A 24,416-nucleotide genomic window follows, 5' to 3' on the forward strand; every position below is an offset into this window, starting at 1 on the left:
TCATCGTATTATTTCTTGTTCATTACCAATTGCAGGATTTGGATAATGACAAAATTAAGTCTGCACTTAAAATATTTGAATAAATGATATTAAAGGAAAAAGTAATCGCAGCACTCAGTAAAACGTTATCTCTGCCTTATACTGGGACAGAGCAGGATTGGGATATCGAAATGGCAGACTCAAATCGGATAAATGAATTTATAGATCTGTACCATCAATATGACCTGGCTTTTGAGGAAAAGACTGCTTTAATGTCTCTGATTGTAGCATCCTATGATGATTATCTAAATGAATATGACCTAGCAGTAGATTGCAGATGGGATAGAATTAAGGCGATGTTATCAAAGGATAAAAGATATTTTGTTGAACTGATAGATTATTGGTCATTGGATAATGAACACGATGAAAATCACATTTTTAAAATAACACCTCTTATGAGAACTATCTAATCAATATGGATGGCATTAAATTAAATGAAGAGTTTGGAGACTTATTCCCTTACAATCTAAGTGTGAATTTTCAAAACAAAGTCACGGAAGTATATTACGGTGAGTATATAACAGAAAACGAGCCTCCAATTAAGAAAATGATTTTCGAAAATGTTGTCTGGCAGGAATTTTCGGAATTTGATTTTAGAAGTAAATTCATTCCTCATCTGAACGTTGGACATCGGATATGAGCGGCGTGCTCGGCACCCCTGTAGAAATACGTAGGTCTAAAAGCGATTTTTAATTGTTTTCTTGAAATATATTATGCCAAAAAAATCATTAAAAATTTTCTATTTTCGCTTTGGAATTTAATCCGAAATCTAAGTTAAACTATACCCCTGAACATATAAATTTATGAGATTAGCATTTCTCGCTTTAGCCTTGCTATTAAGTGGACAATTGTTGTATGGACAACAACATTATTTTACTATTGAAGGAAAGCTGGCCAAGAAAACGGCCTATAAATATATTTATCTCAACTATCAAAGTACTGAAGGTTTTAAACAGGATTCATCACTTATCAAAAATGGAGCATTCTATTTTAAAGGTTTTCCCGTGTATGGAACACATGCTTCTATTCAGCTAAAAGTTACAGGTACAGCGGATCCGGATGATGAAAATCAGTTCGATTTTATGATTGAGCCCGCCAATATTAAAATTCATGCGGATGGAAATTTTAATGAGTCCCGTATTGATGGATCTCAGATCGACAAAGACTTCCAAGATCTTAAACGGGTATTAAAACCAGCAGAGCTAGCACGAACAAAATGGTACGAGAGATATGATCAATTCAAAATGACAGCGAATCCTGATAGTAACGAATTGAATAAGTTTAGTATTGAATATCAAAAAATCCAACAAGAAGAAACGGATTTAGCTGTTGATTACATTGGTAAACATCCGGCAAGCTTTTCCAGCTTAATGGCACTGGGAAAGTTTTACCGTCGATTAAAAGTAAGACAAATAGAAGATTTATGGGACAGTTTGAATGATCCTCTCAAACAAACTTCTTTGGGCAAGGAATTTCGCAGGCAAATCGATCGTATGAGTGCAGTTCAAATTGGAAAAATAGCTCCTGTTTTTAGCGCTAGGGATACATCTGGAAATATGTTGTCGTTGGACAGTTTAAAAGGAAAATATCTGCTGTTGGACTTTTGGGCTAGCTGGTGCGGACCGTGTAGAGAGGAGAATCCTTATGTGGTGAAAGCCTATCAAAAATTCAAAGCTAAAAATTTTGAAATTTTAGGAATTTCTTTGGATGATGAAACTACGAAAGAAAAATGGCTTAAAGCCATTAATGAAGATCAATTAACTTGGTTACAGGTTTCCGATCTTCAAGGCTGGCAAAGTAAGGTAGCTGAGTTATATCATGTGAGAGGAATTCCCCAAAATTTTCTTTTGGATCCAAAGGGCGTGATTATAGCTACTAATCTTAGGGAAAAGGAGCTTTTAAAAACACTGGAAGATATTTTAGGGAAATAATTTGTTCGATAAAGTCTATTTATTTACTCAACCAATCTCTTATATGCGTTTGCTAACAATTAGTAAGAATATCTCTGCCCTTATTGTATTATTTGCTTATCTCGGCAATACAACATTGGTGGCTCAACAAAAGTTAGATGCCTATTTTGCTCATCTTTTCCAAAATAATAAAATGATGGGAACTGTAGCGGTATTGTACAACGATAGTCTATATTATGCAACTTCAATAGGCTATGCTGATGTTGATTCCAAAAGAAAAAATGATAGCAATACAAAATTTCGCATTGCCTCTAATACAAAAACTTACACAGCTGTTTTAATTCTTAAGGCTGTGGAAGAACAAAAGCTGAGTTTGGATACTTATCTTTCGACATTTTATCCCCAGATTAAAAATGCCGAAAAGATCACTATAGAACAATTGTTGAAGCATCGAAGTGGCATATTTAACTTTACTGAGATCAAAGGGGAGGAAATATGGGAACAGGAATTTCATACAGAGGCAGAATTTGTCAGCTATATTGAAAATGAAAAAAGCAATTTTGAACCAAATACAGCCTACGAATACAGCAATACGAATTATGCGCTATTGGGGTTTATATTGGAAAAAGTATATGACAAGTCTTATGCAGCGTTATTAAATGAAAAGATATGCGAACCACTTAAATTAAGAAATACATATTTCTCGACAGAGACAGATCCAAATAAACATGAAGCGATATCGTATAATATTCAGAATAGGTATATTGAAAATTCAAAGGTAAATTTTTCCAATCATCCTGCTAGCGGTGGTATAGCGACCACGGCAATAGAACTTAATAGATTTCTTTCAGGCCTGTTTGAGGGTAGGTTAATTTCAAAGGAGAGCCTTGCATTAATGCTACCCGAGAATAAAGGGGAATATGGAATGGGAATTGAAAAAGCACGATTTAAGAATCCGATAGGGTATATTCATGGTGGTAGAATTGAAAACTATTTTTCGGATTATTGGTATTTTCCAGCGGAAAAGCTAGGGATCGTGACTTTGTGTAATGCCGTTAATATTAACCTAAGCCAAGTCCAAAATACACTTATCCAATATGTTTATGGTAGAGATCCTATCTTACCTGATTTCAATAAAACAAAAGACCTGACTGAGGAACAGTTTCGCCAGATAGCAGGGACCTACCGTTTTAAGGATGGTGGTCAAACAATGACGATTTCTTCAGATGGCACAAATTTGATCGGTCAGTTATCAGAGAATGGACAGATGTATGTCCCTTATCACTATAAATCAGACCATACATTTGTGTATGATGATGAAGGTAGCATCTTGGAATTTATACCCGGTGAACAAAGCGTGTTGTTGAAAGATGGAGACTTGGTTCTTGAGTTCAAGAAAATATAAGGATCCAATGTAAACATGCCTCGATAGTCTTCCTTTTGGAATCAGGTACCTTCGATACAAACAATTTCTGGGGAAATGGTAACCGGATCCGGTTGGAATCCCAGGCCACGTTGACAGCCTTGTTCAATACCCCTAATATTAAGTTATCCCAATCGGTAAGCTTTAGGCGTAATATCTTTTCAGGGGAGAATATTGGCGATGCAAGTAGCGACACTTTCAGTATCTCTGGTTTATATAATGTTACTAATGACACTATTGCCGCAAGCACGCTCGGCCTTCCTATTGGCGCTGGTGTTGCCGGTACATTGAAAGTTGAAGTTGCGAATACTGGTGTCACTCGCTACTATATTCCATTTAGATCTACTGGTAACAAGAACATCTATATTCAAAAAATTTCGCATATTGTTGCTGGTGAATGGCTAACGATAATAACATCAAAAAATGAAGCATCTGTTAATTCTGTTGGCGCAGTGAAAAAATCTGAGGCAGTAGCTGATGTGGCTTCCCAAAATGCAATGGATTTGCCAACAGCCTTAACCTTGGTCAATGAATTAAAAACACAGTTTAATTTAAAGCTGGCATCTGATCGGAGTAGCGGACAACAGGCTTAGAATAACAAAAGAGGCAGTCTCATAAGTCAATTATGAGATTACCTCTATTTTCTCTACTTCGAGTCACCAGGTTTGTGCTTATGTGGTATCTTGAGATCGTTCCTAGGATAAAAGAAGTTGCATACATTTTTGATAATTCATTTAAGTAAATATCATTTGATAGTGGAGGAACATCCTGTCCACTCTTAAATTCTAAAGTAATAGATTCTTCTTTTTCTTGCTTAAAAAAAGTTTGTATATCTGAATAGGTAAGATCATTCAGAGATTTACCGAAGTAGTAAGAACAGTAGTCTGTCATAGTTATAATGTAAGCTTATATTACTTTATTTCCTTTTCCCATATTGCAATCCATACAAGCGGTAATTAGATTTTCATAGGTATCCTTGCCACCATCCGAATAAGCAATTTTATGATCTAGGGACAGTTTTGCGCCATCTTGCGGCGTTCTGCCACAGTATTGACAAGTATAGTTATCCCTTTGAAATATTTCGAACCTTAATGATTTTGAGATTAGCGATCTCTTTCTTTGGCCTGTACTTTTCTGCTTTCTATTGTGAAAAATATAGTAGTTATATTCTGCACACTCACTAAAGTGTCCATAGTATATATTTTTAAATTTATTTGTGTTTCTATAATCGTCCCATTCTCCATCTGTACTTGCTGTATCAATAGCAAAGGGCAGTGAAAATTCACTCTCAAAGAGATTTACTTCGGGACACATATGTTGATAATAAATATGGATATTCGACTTCTTCCAAATGTTGACAGGACTTTGAAGCGGAATGGCCTTTTCTTCGAAATCTTCGGGAATAATGCCTTCTTTTATTAATGTCGTTATTTCAGAATTATAGTAATTCAAATACTTAAAATCTGCATAAAAATAGATCGTTAAAGCCCTCCTCGTGCAATAGTTTGTAATTGGACACCTCAATGTTTGGCATTTTGATGTTTTGCTTTTCAAAAAATATTCTTCTTTATTCATACTAGGGTATATCTTCTATATTGATGACTTTATTGCTTTTTCTTATCTAATATTTTTGGAGAATTGATAGTAACATGCTTCTGATATCAAATTATAAATAGTATAATCCTTATACAACAAAAATATTATTCTGCATCTGGATCTGGGTAGCCAATGAATCCTTCATAAGGTACGGCTGAAAATATTTTAAGAGTTATGTCATTCAATTGACCGATTAGGTGTGTATATAATTCTACTGTTGGTATATTCTCATGTTTTGAAAATGGGTCGGTCCATTTTACAATTTTCCCATTTCGGAATACAAAATGAGCTTGACCAAACTTATAGTCAAAATCTTCTCCAAAATATATGAAATTTGAATGAACAGTATTTCTAAACTTTCCGAAAAAAGTTAGAAATTCTAACTCGTTTTGTTTATTTCCATCATACCCCTTAGCAATTTTTAGCAGATATCCATATTTCGTTGGCATTGGAAGTAAATTGATTGATTTTATTTTCAATGTTTTTTTAACTTGTTCCCAGTGTTCTTTAGGAACTTTGTTTTTTATTTCTTTAAATTTTTTATTTAAATAATCTTCTTTCTTTTTATCAGGACATACATGATTGAAAACTGTTGAAATTGCTAATTCAAAAAGTGACCAAGCCATAATATATACTCTATGATTCATAGAATAAAAACATCCATTCAAATCTCTAATATCTTTTGTCAATGCTTTTACTTCTAGTAAATGACCTCCATACCTAGAATCGACTCCCTCTTGACTAATTAATAGAGAATCGTTTATTAAATATGATGTTAAGTATGATGTATACGAAATATAATATTGTTTAACATTATTATAACTCATACGGAAATAATCCTTTCTAATATCGCCCTCCTGGTAACTGAGCTGTTGTATTAATTCGTCAAGTTTATTTCTCCAGTTTTGGAGAAAATCAAGTTGGCTTTTAATTAGTTCTGGAAATGCATTCATATTTTAAACTTCGGTTAGATATATAATTAAAATAGATATATGGACCTTTTTAATCGGATCACTTCCTTTCTAATAGAAATTAGGCCGAAAAAGTATCAGCAAAACTTTTGAGAAAAATAGTATAAAAAAAAGATCAGACACTTTTTTTGTTTTAAGATTGAGATTTATAATAAATGTTGTCCAGTATAATCTCCAATTTTTGTAATTGACACCTCATCCGAAAATATGACGTGCAGATTAACCCTACCATTTCAGTTGATATCTTTTTACCATCCCTAATTTTATTTATTTGAATAATCTTGTTTAGCCTAAACTCGATATTAGGTAAAACAAGAATTTTTTTTATTTTTTCAATTTCTTGGGCCGAAAACAGCATTTTCATTTTCTCAGGCTTTGCCAAATACTCCAGCCTTATTTTTTTGTAGCCTTCTATCGTAAAGTAGTCCGTGATGCCAATAATGTGAATTTTCTTTTCAATAGCTATTTTATACAACTGTTGAACATAATTATCAAAATCATCACCATAATTATTTAATAAGGCGGAATATGGTGTGTGTACGTGGAAATCGGCTTTGCGCCAGACTGATCCAAATGTTTTGCTCATATAATTAAAATTGTTCTTTTGGTAACTTAAGATAATTGTAGGTGAGTGTTTGTAAGGTTTAATGATGAGAGATTTATCTCTTCAGCAGCTTACTTATATCAAGCTGTTCAATTTCCTCGACATGTGTAGAAATGATTTTTAACCCACGCAGCATCTCCTGTTTTTGAGAAAACGATAACATATCATTTGTTATTTCCAGAACTTTTTCTTTATTAATAGTATCAGTATTGTAAACAAATAAGAGAACAGGTTTTGCCTTTCTTCTAACAGACGTTTTGTATGAATGGATCGTTTGGGAGAGTTTCGTCAATGATTTTTCAATTATAGATTTGTTTATAGTTGTTTTAAAATATTTAATTTCAATAACCCGGTCCATAAATTTTTTATTTTTTGATAACATGAGAATATCTATTTCGGCTGAATTTACCTTCCTTTGCGTCAAAATTTCAAATGATACGTTACTATAAGCTTCAAAAACTTTATAGATTCGAGACTCAACATTCATATAGTCAATCATGGGGCTTCTAAAAAATGGGTCTGACAATTCAGAACTAGGAGAATTTATCTCGGAAATTTCTATCTGAGTTTTTTCTATGACCTCCATTGGAGTCATAGCCTTAATTTCCCATTTTAATTTTTCCAATTCAGTGTCGAATTTTTCATCAATACGTTTCTGACGTTTGAACCACCTTATAAGCCCATAAATCAATGAAACAATTCCAACCGTAAATAATAAAAGTGACAGATATGGGATAACCTGCTGGAAAAATGATACTTGCTTACGTTTAACTATTATAATTGACTGAACCTCTGGTTTCAGGGTGAGAAATAACTTATTATCCAAAAAAATGCCAAAATCTTCCTTTAAAAAGTAGTATGGTAATACAATGCTAAAGATAATTAGCATTAAACCTATAGATACCAAAAATTTATTTATATCGGCGTATTCTATCTTTTCCAAAATTTGTCGGTTAATGCTTTAATTTAATAATTATATTCTAAAAATAAATATTTGTTTAGAAAAATTTATAAATCTTATTTGGATCTAACCCCACAACATCTTTTATATTTCAATCCACTTTTACATGGGCACGGATCATTTCTACTGATCGATAACTTTGGATTAAGTTTTATAGCCTTTCCTTTAGCGTGTGCAAAAAAATCTTCACGAGCTTCGTCTAATTCATGGTCGAAAGCCCAGGGTTCGTCTAGATATATTAAGAAGTCAACCAGATTTCTACTTTTGGCAAAACTTCCTAAACCCAACCAAGAATTACATTTTTGTTGATATTTTTTTAAAATAGAATATGCTTGCACCTTGTCTTCTAGATTGTTTAAGTCAATGTTTTTGAAAACCTGATAACTAAAACCAAACTCTGGAGCAGTTGTTGTAGCAATACTCTTATCTGAATTTTCTTTAATAGAATCTCTTTTTATCTTAATCATATGGTCAACAAGATCCTTTCTGGTTTCTCCTGACCAATCTAGAAGGCTGAAAATAATATCTACGCTATTTGAATGATTACTTCCTTTTATTATTTTGGCAAGATGATCAAATTTTGGGTCTTTCCATCTATTAAGAATAGGATCATTTTTATCTGAAAGAAGGTGTGATAAGCCTGTTTTAAATGGGTAATAATTTCGATCTATAATTGCGCCAAAATCTGTGTCAATGATCCCTCCACTATATTTATCATCCTTCCATAATTTATATTTTAAATGATATCCGAGAAATGCAAGCTCTTCATCTGCAAAAAAATAATCCATCAACGCTATTCTTTGGCGAACATAATAAAGGAAATCGTATGGATCGGGAAGATAATGTACTAATAACTCTAAGTCGAATACAGATAAAACGAGTGGAAATGGCTCTTCTTTTTCTTTAGAAAGAAGTGTCCTAACTTGGTGAACTAAAGAGGGATGATTTTCAGTTGTCAATCCCATAATATACACTTCATTTATTTCATTGTTTAAATGAATTTCATTACCCTCTTTATCAGTGAATTTTGCACCTTTCCCTAATATACGTTCTCTTGAAACAAGACCCTGATCATAGGCATCTTGGACAGCTCCCTTAAAATCTTTTTTTAACTGTTCAAATACCCCTCTTTTGGCGTTCATTGTAACTTTTTTAGACTTGACTTGAACGCAAATAGCTTTGTTTCCTAATACGCATAATACATCGATATCTGTATCGGGTTCTCCTTTCTTCGTCGTGACTAGAACAGATTTAAACGTATTTTCTTCACCGAAAACTTTAGAAAGTAATTCAAAAGAAATCTCCTCTCCCACATTTCCTCGATGTTCCGCGATCTTATCAATGTAATCTTTATCATCATACATCCAATAAAATGGAGATTCATAAACAGCTTCGGCAACAAGAAAATTAATAGGGACAAAATAACTACTAGCATCAATTTTTATAAACGGTCGAGAGTTTAGTACATTGAAATAACCAGGTCCATTATAATCTTTATTTACATCATTAGAGGAACTAAAAGAAAAGTTTGTTATAAAATTAGTGAAGCTACCATGTTCACTGAAATCTTCATTTCTTACAATAAATAAGTCAAGTAAATTTTTATAAAAGAAATCCCAATCATCCTTATCAGCTTCCATCTTGTCAAAGTCTTTTCTAAATAGATTGTGGTATTGGTAAAAACTGGCCCCTACATATTGTTGTCTTGTTATTTCTTCAATTTCTTTCTGAGAGTGATGCCTTTTTAGTTTTTTTGATTCTTTTTCAGCTATTTTGGGAAATGTCTCCTTTAGATCGAACAAGTTTACTTTTTTTGATTTTTCATGTAAAATAGCTTTTACTTTGTTTACTAATATTGAGGATTCGTTTATATCAAATTTTTTATTTTTCCAAAGCCATTCTTTGTCGTATTTATACTTCTTCTCTAAATATTCAAGGTATTGGAAATCATATATACCATCCCCTGCGTAAAACATTGGCTCTACCATACCACCATTTTTAGCAAATATGTCAGGTTCATTATTAAATAGATTTGAAATATCTTCACCTCTATTATGTCTTTCAAAAATCTCTTTAATCTGCGTCGACTGTGGTGAGTTTAGAGATATTTGTAGTTCATGCATGACTTCATAGGTCTTTTCTTTCAGCTCAATAACTTTTTCAGGAGAATCTGGAGTTGTGAAATCTATTTCATTTTGGACTAAGAAACCTATTATCAATGCGCATTCTTTAACACTCAGTTTTTCTCTATAATTCACTAAGTGTATTTTATCCAAATCATGATGGAAGTCTTCAAAAAGTATCATGCATAATGCATAGATATATCCTTGGTTATTAATTAGCTCCTTAAGGTTTTCTAATACTTGTTCTTTTGTCGAAGAATTGGTCATAATTTTGCAGGTAATTATTTAGAATATGGCTCACTGATCCTTTAAATTAGTACAAAAATAAGAAACCAACAAATTAATATTATATGGGTTCCCGTAATACGAAGTGTTTTTGTCTGGTGGTGTAAAAATAGAATCAGTGCTTAATTCAATACCACAAATGATTGGAAAACCAAACGCATTTTACAAGTATAACCTTCTTTTCGGGATCTCTTCGTTTCTTATAACAGTTACGTTTAGAACGAATATGGTTTATGGTGTTGTTGATAATGTAGGTCAAGCATCTACTATTATAACCATATGGAATTGGTGCATGCTATTAAGTTTAGCTATTGCCACTCTTCAAACTTTGGCATTTACTTATAAAAATGGAGGGATTCGATACGTGTTTCTAAGTATACTAGTTATAATTTGCTTGATTATTACATTTATAGGAATGTTCCTTATTCCACCAGGAGCAATTCTGTCATAATTTTCGTAAATTTACCCTATGAACCCATTATCACACTTACCACTACGCAAACAAGACGAACTAGGTGAAATCGTAAAGGTTATCTGTGAGGTGGCGGATCCAGCTAAGATTATTTTGTTCGGCAGTCACGCGTCTGATAAGTGGGTAGAGGATGAATATGAGGAGAGGGGAGCGACGTATTCTTACATCAGTGATTATGATATTTTAGTTGTGATACCTGACGGTGACAAGGACAAAGAGCATGATATTGCTAGCAAGATAGAAAACAGAACTCTGAAATATAAGAACGATGTAAGCCCGATCGTGCATAGTTTCAATTATGTGAACAAAGGATTAGAGATGGGGCAGTACTTCTTTAGGGATATCATCAAAGACGGGATTGTTCTTTTTGATTCCGGAGAATTTATCTTTTCAGACGCTAAGCCTTTGAGTAGAGGTGAAGAGAAGGAAGTTGCGCTTCGAAGCTATGAGAAATGGGTGAATAGCGGAATAAGGTTTTTAGACCATACCAAAGTGATATTAGAAAATGCATTATTGAAGGGATTTCCTCTTAATGAAGTCATATTTAACTTAAATCAGGCAGCCGAGAAACTTTATGGCGGACTGCTATTAGTGTATACCGGATATAAGCCCAAAACTCATAAACTAAAAGTATATAGGAAATACTCGAAGCATATTGATGAAAACCTAAATCAAATCTTTAAATATCCTATTGACGATAGTGAAGAATATAGATTGTTTGATGTTCTGAATAAGGCTTATTTGGATGCTCGTTATCAGGATGATTACTTTATCGATCCCGAGGATTTGAGAAAATTAATACTTAAAGTTGATCAGCTAGAAAACTTAGTGGTTAATCTCTGTGAAGAGCGTATCTCGCAACTTTAAAGATCTAGGACTTTCTGTCTCTTCTCAACGGCAAATGTTTGGGGATTTTGATCTTGAAATCAAATACTTCTACGGGTTGAATTTCTAAAGCTTTACAGACTGCGATTAAGCCACTTACTGACATGTTGTTACTTCCGCGAACAATTCGATAAACTTGGCTATAACTAAATCCAGTACGATCTTGGATATCCTCTAGCGTAATTTCCTTTTCGTTTGAAATAGCCCAAAGTCTTTCTCTAATAATTTCTAAGTTTTCCTTGTCTATGTACTGTTCAGCCATAAACAAATAGACATTTAAAATAATAATTTTATTATACCAAATTTGGAATAATAGTATTGTTTTTCCTATATTTGTATGGTCATTCATAGGTAACAGCGTGAGAAACTGAAAACCAAGACGAATGAACATTATAAGCTTAAAAGAATGTAGAAAATATTTAGATAGGGCCTCCCTTATTTATTTAGGGATATGGTCGCGTAGTTTCTCACGCTCAACCATTGAGCAAGGGAGGTTCCTTTTCTATTTATCATATATTAAGAGGACATTTTTTATGGATCCATTGATTCTAAAAAAATGTCCGCCAGAATAGCTTTATGGGGTGAGAATCATCCAGATATTAGCATCCGATTTTTACTAGTGTGCGTAGCGACCATTATGTTATTGACCTTGTTATAGAAATTTTTCACCGCACTAGAGGTACAGATAATCTTATTTTTTATTCGGTGGTTCGAGCTTGTCTCGGACTCGGATATTGTTAGCAATCCAACAGTCTATTAGAAACTGCTTGAACCACCATTAATACCTTAAAAAAATGATAAATTTTTATAGGGGTGGAAGGGTACTTTCTATTCTATCAAATCTAAATTACTTTAAATATATGCAGGCGACGACTCGCCTGATATTCTTGCTTGCAACTTTGTTTTCTATGTTTAGTTTATCAGCTCAGACGCCCCGCAAGGACAGCGGGGCTGATGGGCTTTTAATCAAGTATCTCAAAATAGGGGATACGATCCCGCAGGCACTTTGGGATTTGAAGCTTGATGTGGTCGGGCATCCCAATGGGGCCCAAGCAATAACTTTACGTGATTACAAAACTAAAAAGCTAATCATCCTAGATTTTTGGGCTACCTGGTGCTCATCCTGCATAGCTGCATTTCCTGGTCTCTATAAATTGCAGGACGAAATGGTAGATCAGGTAAAGGTGCTGTCCGTCACTTATCAAGATCGTGCCGCAATAGAAAAATTCATCGGTAACAGTGAATTTATCCAATCCAATGGATTGGCAAAAACATTTTCTTCTATTGTAGGCGATAAGGTCTTGAGGAATTATTTCGAAATGGATGGAATCCCTTTCACAGTATGTATTGACAATAGAGGTGTAGTACGGGCTTTATCCATGCCGAGTGAGTTGAATAGGGCTGCACTGAGGCAAATGATTCAAGATCCTCATGCAGTACCAGTAGCGGCGAAAGTATTGGTATTTAACAGACCATTGCTTCAACCTTATTATGATAATAAGATCCAAGATTATTATTATAGTGTTCTCTTACCCTATGGTCGCGGAATTTCCCAGGCATCTGTGTTTAATGTTGATTCTGTACATCGTTTCAAACAATTGGTCGTACCGAATCTCAATGTGTTTATGCAATACGCAGCTGCTCTTAAGCATAGCTCAAATTATATTGCGGGTATAAATAAAATTTCTTCTAGACGTATATTGGAAGTCAAGGATCCGGATAGTCTGATCGATAAGCTTAATACAGTTCAGAATTTTTGGGAATATACCTACGAATCCGTTAGCCCAATTACATACACTGATCAAACGATCCTTAAAAAAATGGAAAGTGATCTCAACTTTTATCTGGGCATGAATGGGTCTTATCAGCAGCGCAATGTAGATTGCTTGGTAATTCGTGTTGCCGACCCCAAAAAACTGATCATTAGCAAACCATCGGCTAAATCTCCTACAGTCATCATGAATGGTCTGGTGGAGAGCGATGGTACTTCAAGCGGTAAATTTCTGCAAAAAGCAGATAAAAGAGTTAAGCAGGTTAAAAATGCGATTATCAATATACCGATCAAAAATATTCCAAATCTATTCAATCGAAGGAATATAGCGATGTTGCCCTTTATAATTGATGAGACCGGGCTTAAAGATCAGGTCAGTATCACATTACCGGATGATATCAATGACTTGGAGCAACTAAAGCGTGCATTTGCCGCACAGGGATTAACCTTATCTCTTGAAAAGCGAAATATAATCATGTTAGTGATTACTGAGGATGGTTACCAAGGCGACGATACTAAATTGAAGCTTACAAGATTTGGTTATGTACCTGCCAGCGGAAAGGAGGGTACAAGATGAGAAGACATCTTTTGATTTTAACGATCTGTGCTTTTTTTTGTTTAAAAGCACTTGCACAGGTACAGCCAATCAGTGTCCAAGATGCTGATACAAAATTGCCGGTCACCGGGGTATCCATTAACGATTGCAATGGGAAGTATCTTGGCGCAACAGATGCGCAGGGAGAGCTAACTTTGAAAGGCAATATCACCTGTCTTATTTTTAGGCGTATGGGTTATCAGCCGGATACCATGTCTGTAGAATCTTTAAAAAAACAGGATTGGTTGGTATACCTCCGCCCTAAAGTCAATGAACTAGAAGAGGTACAGGTATCGACGGGCTATCAGACCATACCTAAAGATAGGGCTACCGGTGCTTTTGATGTGATCGGGAAGAAGGAACTGGATAGACAGATTGGTCCCAATATCATTAGTAGGCTCGATGGATTAAGTAATGCCATATTTTTTGATAAGCGTGGTAATAATCAAAGTGAATTTATGGTCAGGGGGTTAAGTACCATTACGGCAGCGATCAAGGGGCCACTGATCGTGGTGGACAATTTCCCCTACGAAGGCAATATCAATGATATTAATCCCACTGACGTCGAAAATATTACGGTGCTCAAAGATGCGGCAGCTACTTCCATCTGGGGGGCAAAAGCAGGTAATGGCGTGGTCGTTATTACGCTAAAAAAAGGAAAGTTTAATGCGCCGGTGCGACTTGCCATCACCAGTAATGTATCTGTGATTAATAAGGAAGATCCCTATTATCGATCACAGATTGATAATATGACCTATATCGATGTAGAGCGTTTTCTATTTAACCAAGGTTATTACAATAATCAGCTCAATAACAGGACGAATTATCCTGTCATTAGCCCTGTTGTCGAACTGTTAAATGACCACAGGAATAATTTAATAGCGGATGGCCAGCTTGAGTCCAAGCTTGCGGCAATGGCTCAGGGTGATCTGCGTGGGGATATCTCAAAATATCTCCGTCAGCGGGGAATCAATCAGCAGTATAATGTCCAGCTCAGTGCAGGAAACGATAAGCTGGCCTCCATTTGGTCGCTTGGTTTTGATCACATGAGGAGCAGCATTTTAGGAAATAACAACAACCGTTTTACGTTTCGCACCGAGCAGACCTGGCGACCGATTCCAAAACTTATGCTGACGGGTGGATTACAATTTAATGCAAATAAAGCCTCAAACAACGGGATAACTACGGTACGGATCGGAAGCGCTGGCGCAGCCTATCCTTATACGCGCTTAATGGATGACGCCGGTAATCCAGGCCGGGTGGATCAGAATTTTCGAAGCCGTTTTTTAGATACCTTAGGCAGAGGGAACCTTTTGGATTGGTCGTATTATCCATTGGTGGATCAGAAGCTTTTGGACAAGGTGGACAATACAAATGTGCTCAAATTTGATTTTGCTGCGCAGTATCAGTGGAGCAAAGGACTTCGATCAGAGTTGCGGTATCAGTATTTTACATCAAATGGATTGGAGCAGGATCGGATGGATCGCAATTCATTTTACGTACGCGACTTGATCAATAAATACAGCCAGTCGAAAGGTAATATATTGGAACGCCCTATTCCGCTGGGAGATATATTGGATAGAACTTCCAATAGGCAATATGGTCAAAACGTACGGGTACAGCTTTATTATGATAGACAGGCTCGCCTCGGTGATCTCAACTTGTTGATCGGTGCGGAGATCAGGGATAATAAGGGACTTGGAAATGCCTATCGGCAATATGGTTATGACAATGATCTTGGCATTTCCCAGCCCGTTGATTATGGAACTATTTATAATTATTACGCTGGTCTGGGAAGTGGCAGGATTTGGTACAACTTCAACAATGAACGTAAAGTCGACCGTTTTGTATCTGTGTATTTTAATGGTTCATATAATCTGTTGAAGAAATATACGATTTCGGCAAGCGCACGTCGGGACGCATCCAACTTATTTGGTGTAAATACCAACAATAGATGGAAACCGCTCTGGTCTATCGGTGGTCTTTGGAATATTGATCGGGAAAGCTTTTATAGGTTGAAATGGATGCCGCGTCTATCGTTGCGGGCGACGTATGGCAAAAGCGGAAATGTCAATAATACCATTCCTGCCCAGACAACTATAACGTACAGTTCCAGCACGAGCTCATTGGGTGGGTTTACCAACGCGTATGTGAATAATCCCCCAAATCCAGATCTGCGCTGGGAGAATGTGAGCCAGCTAAATCTCGCTATGGATTTCGCGGCTTTAAAGAATCGCATAACGGGATCATTTTCTTATTTCCGGAAAAATGCAACGGACTTAATTGCTATTGTCAATGTAGACCCAACGCTAGGTGTCGATCTACTCAACAGAAATGCGGCAAGCTTGAGAACTCGGGGTTGGGAGATCCAATTAAATACCCTAAATATCGATGCAACCCTAAAATGGCGTACGACTTTGTTGCTTTCATCCAATAAAACCAAGATCATCAAGTATAGCTACCGTCCGAGCGTGATCGCCAATCTGGTAGCTTCGGGGCAAAACCTGTCACCCATAGAGGGGTACTCGGCCTACAATCTTGTTAGCTACCGCTTTATGGGGCTTACTCCAGACACGGGGAGCCCTCAGTTTAGTGTTGACGGTCAGCCCTATACAAACTACGCCAACCTTAAGTCCAAAGTAACCCTTGAAGATCTTATATTTCATGGACCTGCTGTACCAGAGCAATTTGGTAGCGTTCGCAACACGTTCTCTTATGGAGCGTGGGAGCTCGACGTAAACATCGCCTATCGATTCAACTATTTTTTTAGGCGGGAGTCGGTCAATTATTCATCTCTATCTGTCAATACGCCACTACATAGTGATTACTACGATCGCTGGCAAAAACCGGGGGATGAATCCACGACCAATGTGTCTGCATTTATCTACCCGTTGAATTCGAATAGGGATCAGTTTTATACCAATTCGGATATTTTGGTCGAAAAGGGCGATAATATCTCGCTGCAAGATATCAGTTTGAGCTATTCAGTCCCTACCAAATCGGGGTATTTCAAACGGATTTTGCTGCAGGCTTATGGTCGTAACCTTGGTGTTCTCTGGAAGGCCACGAAAACAGATTTAGATCCCAACGGGATCACAATACGTATCCCAGCGCAATTTTCTTTAGGCGTTAACGCTCAATTTTAAAATGATGAAAAGAAACATAACCCAGCTTATTCTAGGCTGCTTACTAGTAGCTGTGATAGGGTGTAATAAATTTTTGGATGAGAAGTCCAAGAGTTCCCTGGCAATCCCCAAAACGGTCAAAGACTTGCAGGCATTAATGGACTATGAATTGTATACCATCCGTAGCTTTCCGATTGGGATGGATGTTGCGGCTGACTATTATTTCATGAATGATAATGATGTGAAAAGTTTGGCTACGGTGTTGAACGACATCTACTTACTGAATAATAAAGAGTCGAAGCTTTCCGATTGGTTTGAAAGTTATAAAAAGATTATGCATGCCAATATTGTCTTGGACAATATCGACGAGGCTGCGCTTGATGGATTAACCGTCGCAGATAAAAATTTGACAAAAGGGACAGCATTGTTTCATCGCAGCTGGAATTTCTTTTGGCTTGTCCAACAGTTCGCACCTGCGTATGAAGCCGGTACTGCACAGCTTGAACTTGGTATTCCATTACGTACCACCTCCGATATTAATACCAGTTACCAACGGGCTACTTTGGAAGAGACATTTGCACAGATCGTCAAAGATTTGAAAGAAGCCGTTGTATTGCTCCCCGACCTACCGCTAAAAAAAACAAGACCATCCAAAGCAGCAGCCTATGCCTTCTTGGCAAGGGTACTGCTCTATATGGGAAATGTGGAGGAAGCTCTGCGGTATGCGACCCTGTGCTTACAGATTCAACATGATCTTATGGACTATAATTTAATTTCGCCGGATAATGCAACACCGTTTGAACTCATGAACGAAGAAGTAATTTTTCACTGTAGTTTAGCTTCTTCGGGCGGAATATTTGGCGGTACAAAAGCATACGTGGACACGCTATTATTCAAAAGTTACAGAGAGAATGATCTGAGGAAATCGCTATACTTTAAAAAGAATACAAATGGATTCTATAATTTTAAAGGGAGCTATGCAGGACCTACAGGGAGTTCTGAATTTGCTGGTCTTGCCACAGATGAAATTTATCTGATCAAAGCGGAAAGTGAAGCCAGATCAAATAGGCTGCTGGACGCAAAAAGTACTTTAACGAAATTATTGAAAACGCGTGTTGAAATAGGTAAGCTACCGGATATACCCGACGAAAAATCTAAACTGATCGATTTTATATTGGATGAACGTGAAAAGGAATTAGCTTTTCGATTTGGGATACGATGGGGTGATATTAAGCGGTTGAATAAACTCTACAATGCCGGTATCGGTATAAAACGGATTGCCGATGGAAAAAAGTATGAACTGGAACCGAATGATAAGCGCTTTACCATGTTAATCCCATTAACGGTAATTGTCGAAGGCGGGCTAATACAAAATCCACAATAAGAAGAGAGGGCAAAACACCCTCTCTTTTGTAATTGACCTTATTCCCCTCTATAAAACACATGCGACGTCGGTTGTCCACTATTGATTTCAGATTCCAATTGTGGCGTCATCTGTGGTTTACCAGCGTTATTTTCTGCTTTGATACCACAAAAGACATCATCCTCTGGACATAAAACTGCGATATCACCCGAATAAGGTTGATAATTATCGGGATCAGTTAGATCCCCGGTTGGATCAATAACCTCCCATGATTGCTCAGCCGTACTTGCGGCTTTTTTACTGATTTCATTGGCATGTCCAACATAGACACCCATTCCTAATATTGCTCCCAGAATTGGAACAAATAATTTTACCTTTTTCATGTTGATAATTTTAAAAGTTTATAAATACAGATCGGTAGTTTTTAGTTCTTAAATATCCTGTCTCGGTGACTTGCCTTGTCGTAAGTTTATCGTTTATATCTGAATTGTCGCAATCCCGAAAGATGATATCACTCAACTATTGACTACCTTTCCTGCTGGCTGAACTCTCGTCAGAGTTCGCTATGCATAGTTTTTTATTTCTGTTTTTTAGTTTGTATTCCATAATTAACGCCGGAACGCCAAGTAGAGTAATGGCCAGATTGAAAAAGAAATGCTGCTTCCAGCTCATTTTTTCAAATACTTTACCACAGGCACAAGGGATATAGCCGTAGATTTCGATGTAAGCTAAATAGGCGTAAATTGTATAAGCTGTCATGAGTACGGTCCCAAACCCTAATCCCCAAAGCCGTAACTTGGGAATACACATGAATGCTACAGCCCCCAGTTCCAACATTGGTAATAGATAACTCAGGATAGGCGTTGACCAATTTGGAAGCGGCTGCTTATTCAACTGGCTGACGAAGGTCGAATGATTAACCACTTTACCTAATCCCGTAACGAAAAGCAATATGATCAATAGAACAAGTGCACACAGAATATAAACTTCCATGAAGACTTTCCATTTTTTTCTTTTTTCTAATTGAAGCGTATCTTTCATTTTCAACTTGTGCTAAATTTCGTAATGCTAAATTACAACCTAAGGTACCCCCCGTGTTAGGCCAAACTTGATCTATCAGTAGGCCAAGTTTGACAAGGGCGATCTATAGATAACCCTGATAGTCGGTCAATAAATAGGGGTAGCCCTTTGGAAATTCATGATAAACATGAAGGTAGGCGAGGACTAAGGGGCACACTTCCCGACGGTTAAACATAGCAATGATAGCAGGCAGATCGAGCGGATCAATAACTGATCTGTCGTAGTCCCTGAGAACTGCACGGATATCTTCTTTAATTATTTCGCGCTGTCGCTCTTTATCCTGATATGCTAGATTGCTGTATAATATCTCTTGATACATTTTCTGCAGATCGACAATGTTTAAGAGCTCATTGTGCCAGTAATCGAGCTGAAAACCATGTTTCATCAAGATGGAAAATAAGACTTCCAGACAATAGTGCACCTCCATCTCATCCAGATAGGGGACTGGAAATGCAAATACCATCACCTCTGCCCAGTCTTTATCGATCTGCTTGTTCTCGTGTGCCAGTCGGATCACGATATCCTCGATTGCTATTTCGTCAAAATAGTACATGCCAATTTCATGTTCCCGATAGAGATTGCTGACAAAAGTGATTTCGGCGAGTATTGAGGAAACAATATAAAAGAGCTCTAAATAATCGTTGTCGAGTGGAGGGAAGCAGATATATAGATATTGCTCAAGACTCATTTCTTCCTCTGTGGAGATATCATCGTAGGTGGAATGGAAGATCGATTCTGTTCCGAGTAGCCAATTCTCATCGGTGCTGAGGTATTCATCGTACAATATCTTACGACAGGTCATGAGTTCTTGATGAAAGGAACTTTCCTGCCAGCCCGCTGGTGCAAGTAGCCTCATCAGTAGCGGTACTGCATCATATGTGTCTTGAAGGATGGCATAGATGGTTTTTGAATCTAGCTTTTTGTTGTTTTCAAATTTCATGTGTTAAGTTTATCAAGGTTTGTTTTGGTTTTAGCGTTTGAATTTTTGCTCGGCTTGCTGTTTAAACTGGGATGAGGTCAGCCCGGTCATTTTTCGGATAAAGCGGTTCATTTCACTCGGGCCACTAAATCCGACTTCATGGGCTGTAGTCCCCACTTTGTCATGCTCGACGATGAGCTGTTGGATATGTTCAAGCAGAAGCTTGTTGCGGTCGTCCTGAATACTGAGCCTATGAAACTTTTGGTATTCGCGGCTCAGCTGCTCTGGAGCTGTGAGAAAGACCTCGGCGATTTCTTTTATAAGGGCTTGTGCACCGCGCTGTAAGATCATGATTTCAAGTAATTGTTTGATCTGCTTTGCTAGGGGTTGTGCAGAGTCTGACGCATGTAAAAGTTTGAAACGGCTTAAATCTACAAGGAAAATTAGGTGTTTGAGTAGTATGTGCTCGTTGTCAAGGGTGTTCGGATTTAGGATACTGAACAGGATACAAAGGTATTTAATGGTAATGGGGCCAACACGAAAACCCACACTTTTGAGCGTCGTCAGTGAGCCATCTTTTTTTGCCTGAACCAGATTTTTGAGGAAAGGGAAATGCTGTATGGCAGGCGGCCTGAACATTCCCGCATCGACAACAAAACCAACGAGAATATGATGACCAATAGGCAGCTGTAGCTGATATTGACCCGGGGCGAGATAGAAATAGGCACCTTCTGCTGGGGACAGCTCGAAGGTGAATTCCTGGTCTTTTCTTTTTCCAGAAATACGCACTTCGTTCAATAGGGGATAGATCAGATGCAGATCGGGCATAATAATCTCAATAGGTAAATCCATCGCTTCGCTGATCCAATACTCGTAATAATAGAGATAAGCATATCGACCATCAAAGGTCTGCTCGCTGATCTGGTTACGTACGGATTGCCAATGCATTTCCTTGGCATTGCGAATGGAGTAACTTACTGTTTTTTGAGGATAAGTAATAACGCTAAAATCTGCACTAAATGTGAGTTTGTAAGGTCTTTTCATCTTTTTTTATAATTAGTTAAAAGATGATTTTATGAAGTCTAATTACTTGATACCAAATAAAACTGTACATGACCGATTTCTGGCTGTGAATGACCAATTTGAAATGTGACTGACGTTTTTGAATTGCAAATGACATGTCTGTGCTGTAATTGTATTGTAACTGTCGATTTTCCGTATATGTACAGTTTTTTTAGAAATCATTTCTCCCTGCTGACATCTTTGCTGCCATTGGATCCAATACGGAGTTTTAAATTTCTGGCAATGGGAGGGTACAGCCCGGGGCCAGAAAATTGTGTAACAAGATGATACTATGAAATGGAATCAACAAATGATCAGATTTTGAAAGGTATGGAAATGAATCTGGGCAGCACTCAATTGTTAAGTTGGGAGCAGCTGTTGCCGTTTATTGCTGAACAAGCTTTAAGCGGTGACAGATGTCCGATCTTTACCATCTAAAAATGCAGCCTTATACCCGTTAGGGAGCGCATCTTTATGAGGAGAACGCTCCCTATACTAACCAATTTAGAATAACAATGTCAAAAAAATACGAAACCTGGGAGTTTGCATTATTTTCGGCGCATATCCATTATTACTTGCCCGCAATAGCATGGCAAGACCATTATGAGCTCTATGAAAAATGGAAATCTTATCATAGCGCCAGACCTTTCCATTCGGAACAATCTTGGGACTGTTCGAACATAGAAGTTTTGAAAGCTGGACAGAAAAAAATTATCTGTCTATACCATTTGGGGCTTCATGCGCAGATTCCTCGCGTGATGGCTGACTGTGGGATTCATTTTGATATTTTAATGGACAGAAGCGTCTACCAGTCACAACAAGAAGAGTTCATGCAGATGCAGCAAGAAATGCAGCGCAATGGATTGGACTATCGATACCTGATGAGTGACGATGTACAAGTATTGCTAAAAATCCGGACTAGCATTCAATCGGGTAAACATGTATTGGTTTTCGTCGATGGAAATAGTGGAGTGTCGGACACAAAGGACAAAAAAGTAGCGGTTAACTTCCTAGAGAATATGATTTATGTCCGTGCAGGGATTGCTTTAATAGGCTATTTATTACATGTACCTATCATTCCGCTAACACATTTTTCACTAAAGGGCCGCAATCATCTTATGCTAGGGAACGAAATCAATAGGAATTTGGGGGAAAATCGAAATTCCTTTATCTATCGCAGTATGCAGAAATTATATGATTTTTTAGCTGTGGTAATACGGGATAAGCCCTGGAAATGGGAATGTTGGAGCTACTTGCATGAACTGAATTGCTATAATGTGCAAATGCCAAGCAAGGATGATAGTGGTCAAAAAAATAATCATGAAGCCTTAATCAAATTGAGGCTAAACGGTCGTCAGGGCTGTTTTGATCGTAAACATTTTTGTTACAAATGGGAATAAAAATAAAATATAGGTAAATTTATGTTTCTAAACCTTTTTCTACTATGAAGAGTATTGCTGTTTTGTGGTATTTTTATCTTTTTTGTTTCCTAATTTTTTTGATGCTTATAGGAGGGGTGAATTATTTTCGTAACGATGTACATATTCCCTTTGAGCAGATTATGATTACAGTTGCTTTATATTTATTTTACTGTGTTACCATTTCTTCTTTAATCGTTGGCGCATGGAATCAAACATGGACAAGAATAGCCGCAAATGTCATGATCTATCTTTTTCTGACCTTTACTTTTATTCCTTTTATAGATTTTTTGGTACATGATTTTCTCCCCCGTTTTGAGATCGTATTTTTTGATCATACTTTACCCGAAGATAATGAGGCATTCCGAGCACGGCTTATCTCAGGATATGTCACAGTGAATGCATTTGCAGGCATTGTATGTCTAGGTTATGCTGCCATCAGTCTGCTCAGGGAAAGGCGGCAGCTTAATAGTGACCTAAAGTTATATCGGGATCGTGCCGTAGGGATGAAATATACGTCACATTTTCTGGCGACTATTTTCATCGGTAGGTTTGGCGAAATGCTCATCAATAAAGTACCCAAAGACAAAAGAGCAAAACGGGATATCATCCAATTTTTAGCCTATTTATTTGAGGTGGAGCATCCGGCAAAGATCAATCCATTGCTGGAGGAATTGGATCATCTCGAATGCTTTGTACGCCTGCTAAAAATGTACTATGGTGATGGATCTATAGCTTATGATCAGGAATTAAATGGTAAACTGTGCCCGGATATTCCTACCGGTGTGCTCTTTTTTCCATTAGAAAATTGTCTTAAGCATGCGTTTATTTCTGTTGATTATCCTGTACGGTATACGCTATTGCTCAATGATCAGGGGCTTGTGGTGACCTGTCAAAATACCTGGTCTCCAAAACAGGACCTCATAAAATCAGGGACGGGCTTTGCACTATTGCATGCCAAGCTGGCGCAGGTTGACTACCTGTCTTCGGTAGAAACGAGCTTAAATGAAGATACTTTTTCTGTAAATATGAAACTCAATTTTAATGAAGTAAAATGAATAAGCTGAATTATAGACTATTGATCGTTGACGATAACCCCGACTCCCTGGTATATATCTTGATGTCATTAAAGGAACTTCCTTTTATCAACGATGAAATCAAAATTGTTCAAAAACCCGTAGAAGCCTTGGCGTACTTAAAGGAAAATGAAGTAGATATTCTAATACTGGATATGGATCTCGGAGATGCTGATATAGATGGGATCAAATTGGCCAGATTGATTCCTAATCCACCCGTAATGGTCGCCTGTTCGGCCCATTCGGAATATATTTTTAAAGCTAATGAGGCTGGTATTTATACCTATTTCAGTAAAAAAATTAGTTTTAATGCGTTGAAATCAAAAATGGAGAATGTGATCGATATGGTGGATAGGAAATTGGAGCGTCAAAGCAGAGATGTGAAAAGCCTAATGATGAAAAATCTAAATAACGAATTGATTGAAATAGAAGTTGACCAAATCTTTTATGCCCAAGTTGACAACGATATTATAGATATTCTTTTAGAACAAGATACACATCAATTTAAAGGAAGTCTCAGGGAATTACAGGCCAACCTCCCTTCAACCGTGTTTTCTCGTCCTCGAATCAATACCTTGGTTAATTTGGCCAAAGTTGATCTTGTACGGCCAAAGGAGCTATATTTTAAAAAACCAAGAAATGGCTGTTCTATTGGCCTGACCAGGTCTTATAAAGCTAATTTTAAATACCAATACGAAGTTTATAAGCAGAATAATAAATAAAACCGGGTATGGCTGC

22 protein-coding genes are annotated in these 24,416 nt (G+C 37.0%); 12 read left to right on the forward strand and 10 right to left on the reverse strand.

Translation table 11 applies throughout. The features are described from left to right. The first annotated feature begins 83 nt into the window (after positions 1-83). The 4 genes from LC454_RS00335 to LC454_RS00350 all read left to right on the forward strand — a co-directional run bounded on the left by LC454_RS00335 (position 84) and on the right by LC454_RS00350 (position 3,965). Positions 84-449 (forward strand): hypothetical protein, encoded by a 366-nt coding sequence (locus LC454_RS00335; RefSeq protein WP_223577897.1) that lies wholly within the window; start codon positions 84-86, stop codon positions 447-449. A gap of 393 nt (positions 450-842) precedes the next feature. Continuing rightward, positions 843-1,970: a TlpA disulfide reductase family protein gene (locus tag LC454_RS00340; protein WP_223577899.1), complete on the forward strand. Its 1,128-nt coding sequence runs from the start codon at positions 843-845 to the stop codon at positions 1,968-1,970. Between the two features lie 43 nt (positions 1,971-2,013). After that, a complete protein-coding gene (locus LC454_RS00345; protein ID WP_223577901.1) occupies positions 2,014-3,354 on the forward strand; it encodes a serine hydrolase domain-containing protein in 1,341 nt (446 codons plus the stop codon). Between the two features lie 35 nt (positions 3,355-3,389). After that, positions 3,390-3,965 carry a hypothetical protein gene (locus tag LC454_RS00350; RefSeq protein ID WP_223577903.1) on the forward strand — a complete coding sequence of 192 codons (576 nt, stop codon included), beginning with the start codon at positions 3,390-3,392 and terminating at the stop codon, positions 3,963-3,965. Between the two features lie 313 nt (positions 3,966-4,278). Here LC454_RS00350 and LC454_RS00355 read toward each other — a convergent pair whose 3' ends face one another. The 5 genes from LC454_RS00355 to LC454_RS00375 all read right to left on the reverse strand — a co-directional run bounded on the left by LC454_RS00355 (position 4,279) and on the right by LC454_RS00375 (position 9,894). Next, positions 4,279-4,947: an HNH endonuclease gene (locus LC454_RS00355; protein ID WP_223577905.1), complete on the reverse strand. Its 669-nt coding sequence runs from the start codon at positions 4,945-4,947 to the stop codon at positions 4,279-4,281. Between the two features lie 125 nt (positions 4,948-5,072). Beyond that, positions 5,073-5,921, reverse strand: a complete 849-nt coding sequence (locus LC454_RS00360; RefSeq protein ID WP_223577907.1) for a hypothetical protein — start codon at positions 5,919-5,921, stop codon at positions 5,073-5,075. Between the two features lie 151 nt (positions 5,922-6,072). Next, entirely contained in the window at positions 6,073-6,525 is a 453-nt protein-coding gene (locus LC454_RS00365) for a hypothetical protein (RefSeq protein WP_223577909.1), read from the reverse strand. 73 nt (positions 6,526-6,598) lie between these two features. Then, entirely contained in the window at positions 6,599-7,486 is an 888-nt protein-coding gene (locus LC454_RS00370; RefSeq protein WP_223577911.1) for a hypothetical protein, read from the reverse strand. A gap of 74 nt (positions 7,487-7,560) precedes the next feature. Next, the gene (locus LC454_RS00375) at positions 7,561-9,894 is read right to left on the reverse strand and encodes a YecA family protein (protein WP_223577913.1); all 2,334 of its coding nucleotides are present in this window, start codon (positions 9,892-9,894) and stop codon (positions 7,561-7,563) included. Positions 9,895-10,381: 487 nt separating this feature from the next. Between LC454_RS00375 and LC454_RS00380 the strand changes: the two genes are divergently transcribed. Continuing rightward, positions 10,382-11,251, forward strand: a complete 870-nt coding sequence (locus LC454_RS00380) for a HEPN domain-containing protein (RefSeq protein WP_223577915.1) — start codon at positions 10,382-10,384, stop codon at positions 11,249-11,251. Positions 11,252-11,255: 4 nt separating this feature from the next. Here LC454_RS00380 and LC454_RS00385 read toward each other — a convergent pair whose 3' ends face one another. Beyond that, entirely contained in the window at positions 11,256-11,618 is a 363-nt protein-coding gene (locus LC454_RS00385) for a helix-turn-helix domain-containing protein (protein ID WP_223577917.1), read from the reverse strand. A gap of 445 nt (positions 11,619-12,063) precedes the next feature. Here LC454_RS00385 and LC454_RS00390 point away from each other — a divergent pair, with 445 nt between their 5' ends. The 3 genes from LC454_RS00390 to LC454_RS00400 are packed head-to-tail and all read left to right on the forward strand — an operon-like array spanning position 12,064 to position 18,144. Further along, positions 12,064-13,617 (forward strand): TlpA family protein disulfide reductase, encoded by a 1,554-nt coding sequence (locus tag LC454_RS00390; protein ID WP_223577919.1) that lies wholly within the window; start codon positions 12,064-12,066, stop codon positions 13,615-13,617. Further along, positions 13,614-16,781 (forward strand): SusC/RagA family TonB-linked outer membrane protein, encoded by a 3,168-nt coding sequence (locus LC454_RS00395; protein ID WP_223577921.1) that lies wholly within the window; start codon positions 13,614-13,616, stop codon positions 16,779-16,781. Before LC454_RS00390 ends, LC454_RS00395 begins: the two co-directional genes overlap by 4 nt. Before the next feature lies 1 nt (position 16,782). Next, a complete protein-coding gene (locus LC454_RS00400) occupies positions 16,783-18,144 on the forward strand; it encodes a RagB/SusD family nutrient uptake outer membrane protein (RefSeq protein WP_223577922.1) in 1,362 nt (453 codons plus the stop codon). Between the two features lie 38 nt (positions 18,145-18,182). Here LC454_RS00400 and LC454_RS00405 read toward each other — a convergent pair whose 3' ends face one another. The 4 genes from LC454_RS00405 to LC454_RS00420 all read right to left on the reverse strand — a co-directional run bounded on the left by LC454_RS00405 (position 18,183) and on the right by LC454_RS00420 (position 21,166). Continuing rightward, on the reverse strand, positions 18,183-18,506 hold the full coding sequence (locus tag LC454_RS00405; protein ID WP_223577923.1) for a hypothetical protein: 324 nt from the start codon (positions 18,504-18,506) through the stop codon (positions 18,183-18,185). Positions 18,507-18,642: 136 nt separating this feature from the next. Beyond that, the gene (locus tag LC454_RS00410) at positions 18,643-19,116 is read right to left on the reverse strand and encodes a MauE/DoxX family redox-associated membrane protein (RefSeq protein WP_223577924.1); all 474 of its coding nucleotides are present in this window, start codon (positions 19,114-19,116) and stop codon (positions 18,643-18,645) included. Positions 19,117-19,267: 151 nt separating this feature from the next. Continuing rightward, positions 19,268-20,143 carry a hypothetical protein gene (locus LC454_RS00415; protein WP_223577925.1) on the reverse strand — a complete coding sequence of 292 codons (876 nt, stop codon included), beginning with the start codon at positions 20,141-20,143 and terminating at the stop codon, positions 19,268-19,270. A 30-nt stretch (positions 20,144-20,173) separates the two neighbouring features. After that, entirely contained in the window at positions 20,174-21,166 is a 993-nt protein-coding gene (locus tag LC454_RS00420; RefSeq protein WP_223577926.1) for a helix-turn-helix domain-containing protein, read from the reverse strand. A 315-nt stretch (positions 21,167-21,481) separates the two neighbouring features. Here LC454_RS00420 and LC454_RS00425 point away from each other — a divergent pair, with 315 nt between their 5' ends. The 4 genes from LC454_RS00425 to LC454_RS00440 all read left to right on the forward strand — a co-directional run bounded on the left by LC454_RS00425 (position 21,482) and on the right by LC454_RS00440 (position 24,400). Next, positions 21,482-21,622: a hypothetical protein gene (locus LC454_RS00425; protein WP_223577927.1), complete on the forward strand. Its 141-nt coding sequence runs from the start codon at positions 21,482-21,484 to the stop codon at positions 21,620-21,622. A gap of 77 nt (positions 21,623-21,699) precedes the next feature. Continuing rightward, on the forward strand, positions 21,700-22,584 hold the full coding sequence (locus tag LC454_RS00430) for a hypothetical protein (RefSeq protein ID WP_223577928.1): 885 nt from the start codon (positions 21,700-21,702) through the stop codon (positions 22,582-22,584). Positions 22,585-22,685: 101 nt separating this feature from the next. Next, complete coding sequence (locus LC454_RS00435; RefSeq protein WP_223577929.1) at positions 22,686-23,660, forward strand: hypothetical protein; 975 nt, start codon at positions 22,686-22,688, stop codon at positions 23,658-23,660. Then, complete coding sequence (locus LC454_RS00440) at positions 23,657-24,400, forward strand: LytR/AlgR family response regulator transcription factor (protein ID WP_223577930.1); 744 nt, start codon at positions 23,657-23,659, stop codon at positions 24,398-24,400. The genes LC454_RS00435 and LC454_RS00440 overlap by 4 nt, the downstream gene beginning before the upstream one ends. Positions 24,401-24,416: the final 16 nt, after the last annotated feature.

Source organism: Sphingobacterium sp. GVS05A (assembly GCF_019969845.1).
In the GTDB taxonomy this organism is placed as follows: Bacteria; Bacteroidota; Bacteroidia; order Sphingobacteriales; family Sphingobacteriaceae; genus Sphingobacterium.

Excerpts from the sequence above, each read along its gene's own strand:
- LC454_RS00335 (WP_223577897.1), top strand. The coding sequence starts at position 84 with ATGATATTAAAGGAAAAAGTAATCGCAGCACTCAGTAAAACGTTATCT.
- LC454_RS00340 (WP_223577899.1), top strand. The coding sequence starts at position 843 with ATGAGATTAGCATTTCTCGCTTTAGCCTTGCTATTAAGTGGACAATTG.
- LC454_RS00345 (WP_223577901.1), top strand. The coding sequence starts at position 2,014 with ATGCGTTTGCTAACAATTAGTAAGAATATCTCTGCCCTTATTGTATTA.
- LC454_RS00355 (WP_223577905.1), bottom strand. The coding sequence starts at position 4,947 with ATGAATAAAGAAGAATATTTTTTGAAAAGCAAAACATCAAAATGCCAA.
- LC454_RS00360 (WP_223577907.1), bottom strand. The coding sequence starts at position 5,921 with ATGAATGCATTTCCAGAACTAATTAAAAGCCAACTTGATTTTCTCCAA.
- LC454_RS00365 (WP_223577909.1), bottom strand. The coding sequence starts at position 6,525 with ATGAGCAAAACATTTGGATCAGTCTGGCGCAAAGCCGATTTCCACGTA.
- LC454_RS00375 (WP_223577913.1), bottom strand. The coding sequence starts at position 9,894 with ATGACCAATTCTTCGACAAAAGAACAAGTATTAGAAAACCTTAAGGAG.
- LC454_RS00380 (WP_223577915.1), top strand. The coding sequence starts at position 10,382 with ATGAACCCATTATCACACTTACCACTACGCAAACAAGACGAACTAGGT.
- LC454_RS00385 (WP_223577917.1), bottom strand. The coding sequence starts at position 11,618 with ATGAATGACCATACAAATATAGGAAAAACAATACTATTATTCCAAATT.
- LC454_RS00390 (WP_223577919.1), top strand. The coding sequence starts at position 12,064 with ATGATAAATTTTTATAGGGGTGGAAGGGTACTTTCTATTCTATCAAAT.
- LC454_RS00395 (WP_223577921.1), top strand. The coding sequence starts at position 13,614 with ATGAGAAGACATCTTTTGATTTTAACGATCTGTGCTTTTTTTTGTTTA.
- LC454_RS00400 (WP_223577922.1), top strand. The coding sequence starts at position 16,783 with ATGATGAAAAGAAACATAACCCAGCTTATTCTAGGCTGCTTACTAGTA.
- LC454_RS00405 (WP_223577923.1), bottom strand. The coding sequence starts at position 18,506 with ATGAAAAAGGTAAAATTATTTGTTCCAATTCTGGGAGCAATATTAGGA.
- LC454_RS00410 (WP_223577924.1), bottom strand. The coding sequence starts at position 19,116 with ATGGAAGTTTATATTCTGTGTGCACTTGTTCTATTGATCATATTGCTT.
- LC454_RS00415 (WP_223577925.1), bottom strand. The coding sequence starts at position 20,143 with ATGAAATTTGAAAACAACAAAAAGCTAGATTCAAAAACCATCTATGCC.
- LC454_RS00420 (WP_223577926.1), bottom strand. The coding sequence starts at position 21,166 with ATGAAAAGACCTTACAAACTCACATTTAGTGCAGATTTTAGCGTTATT.
- LC454_RS00425 (WP_223577927.1), top strand. The coding sequence starts at position 21,482 with ATGGAATCAACAAATGATCAGATTTTGAAAGGTATGGAAATGAATCTG.
- LC454_RS00430 (WP_223577928.1), top strand. The coding sequence starts at position 21,700 with ATGTCAAAAAAATACGAAACCTGGGAGTTTGCATTATTTTCGGCGCAT.
- LC454_RS00435 (WP_223577929.1), top strand. The coding sequence starts at position 22,686 with ATGCTTATAGGAGGGGTGAATTATTTTCGTAACGATGTACATATTCCC.
- LC454_RS00440 (WP_223577930.1), top strand. The coding sequence starts at position 23,657 with ATGAATAAGCTGAATTATAGACTATTGATCGTTGACGATAACCCCGAC.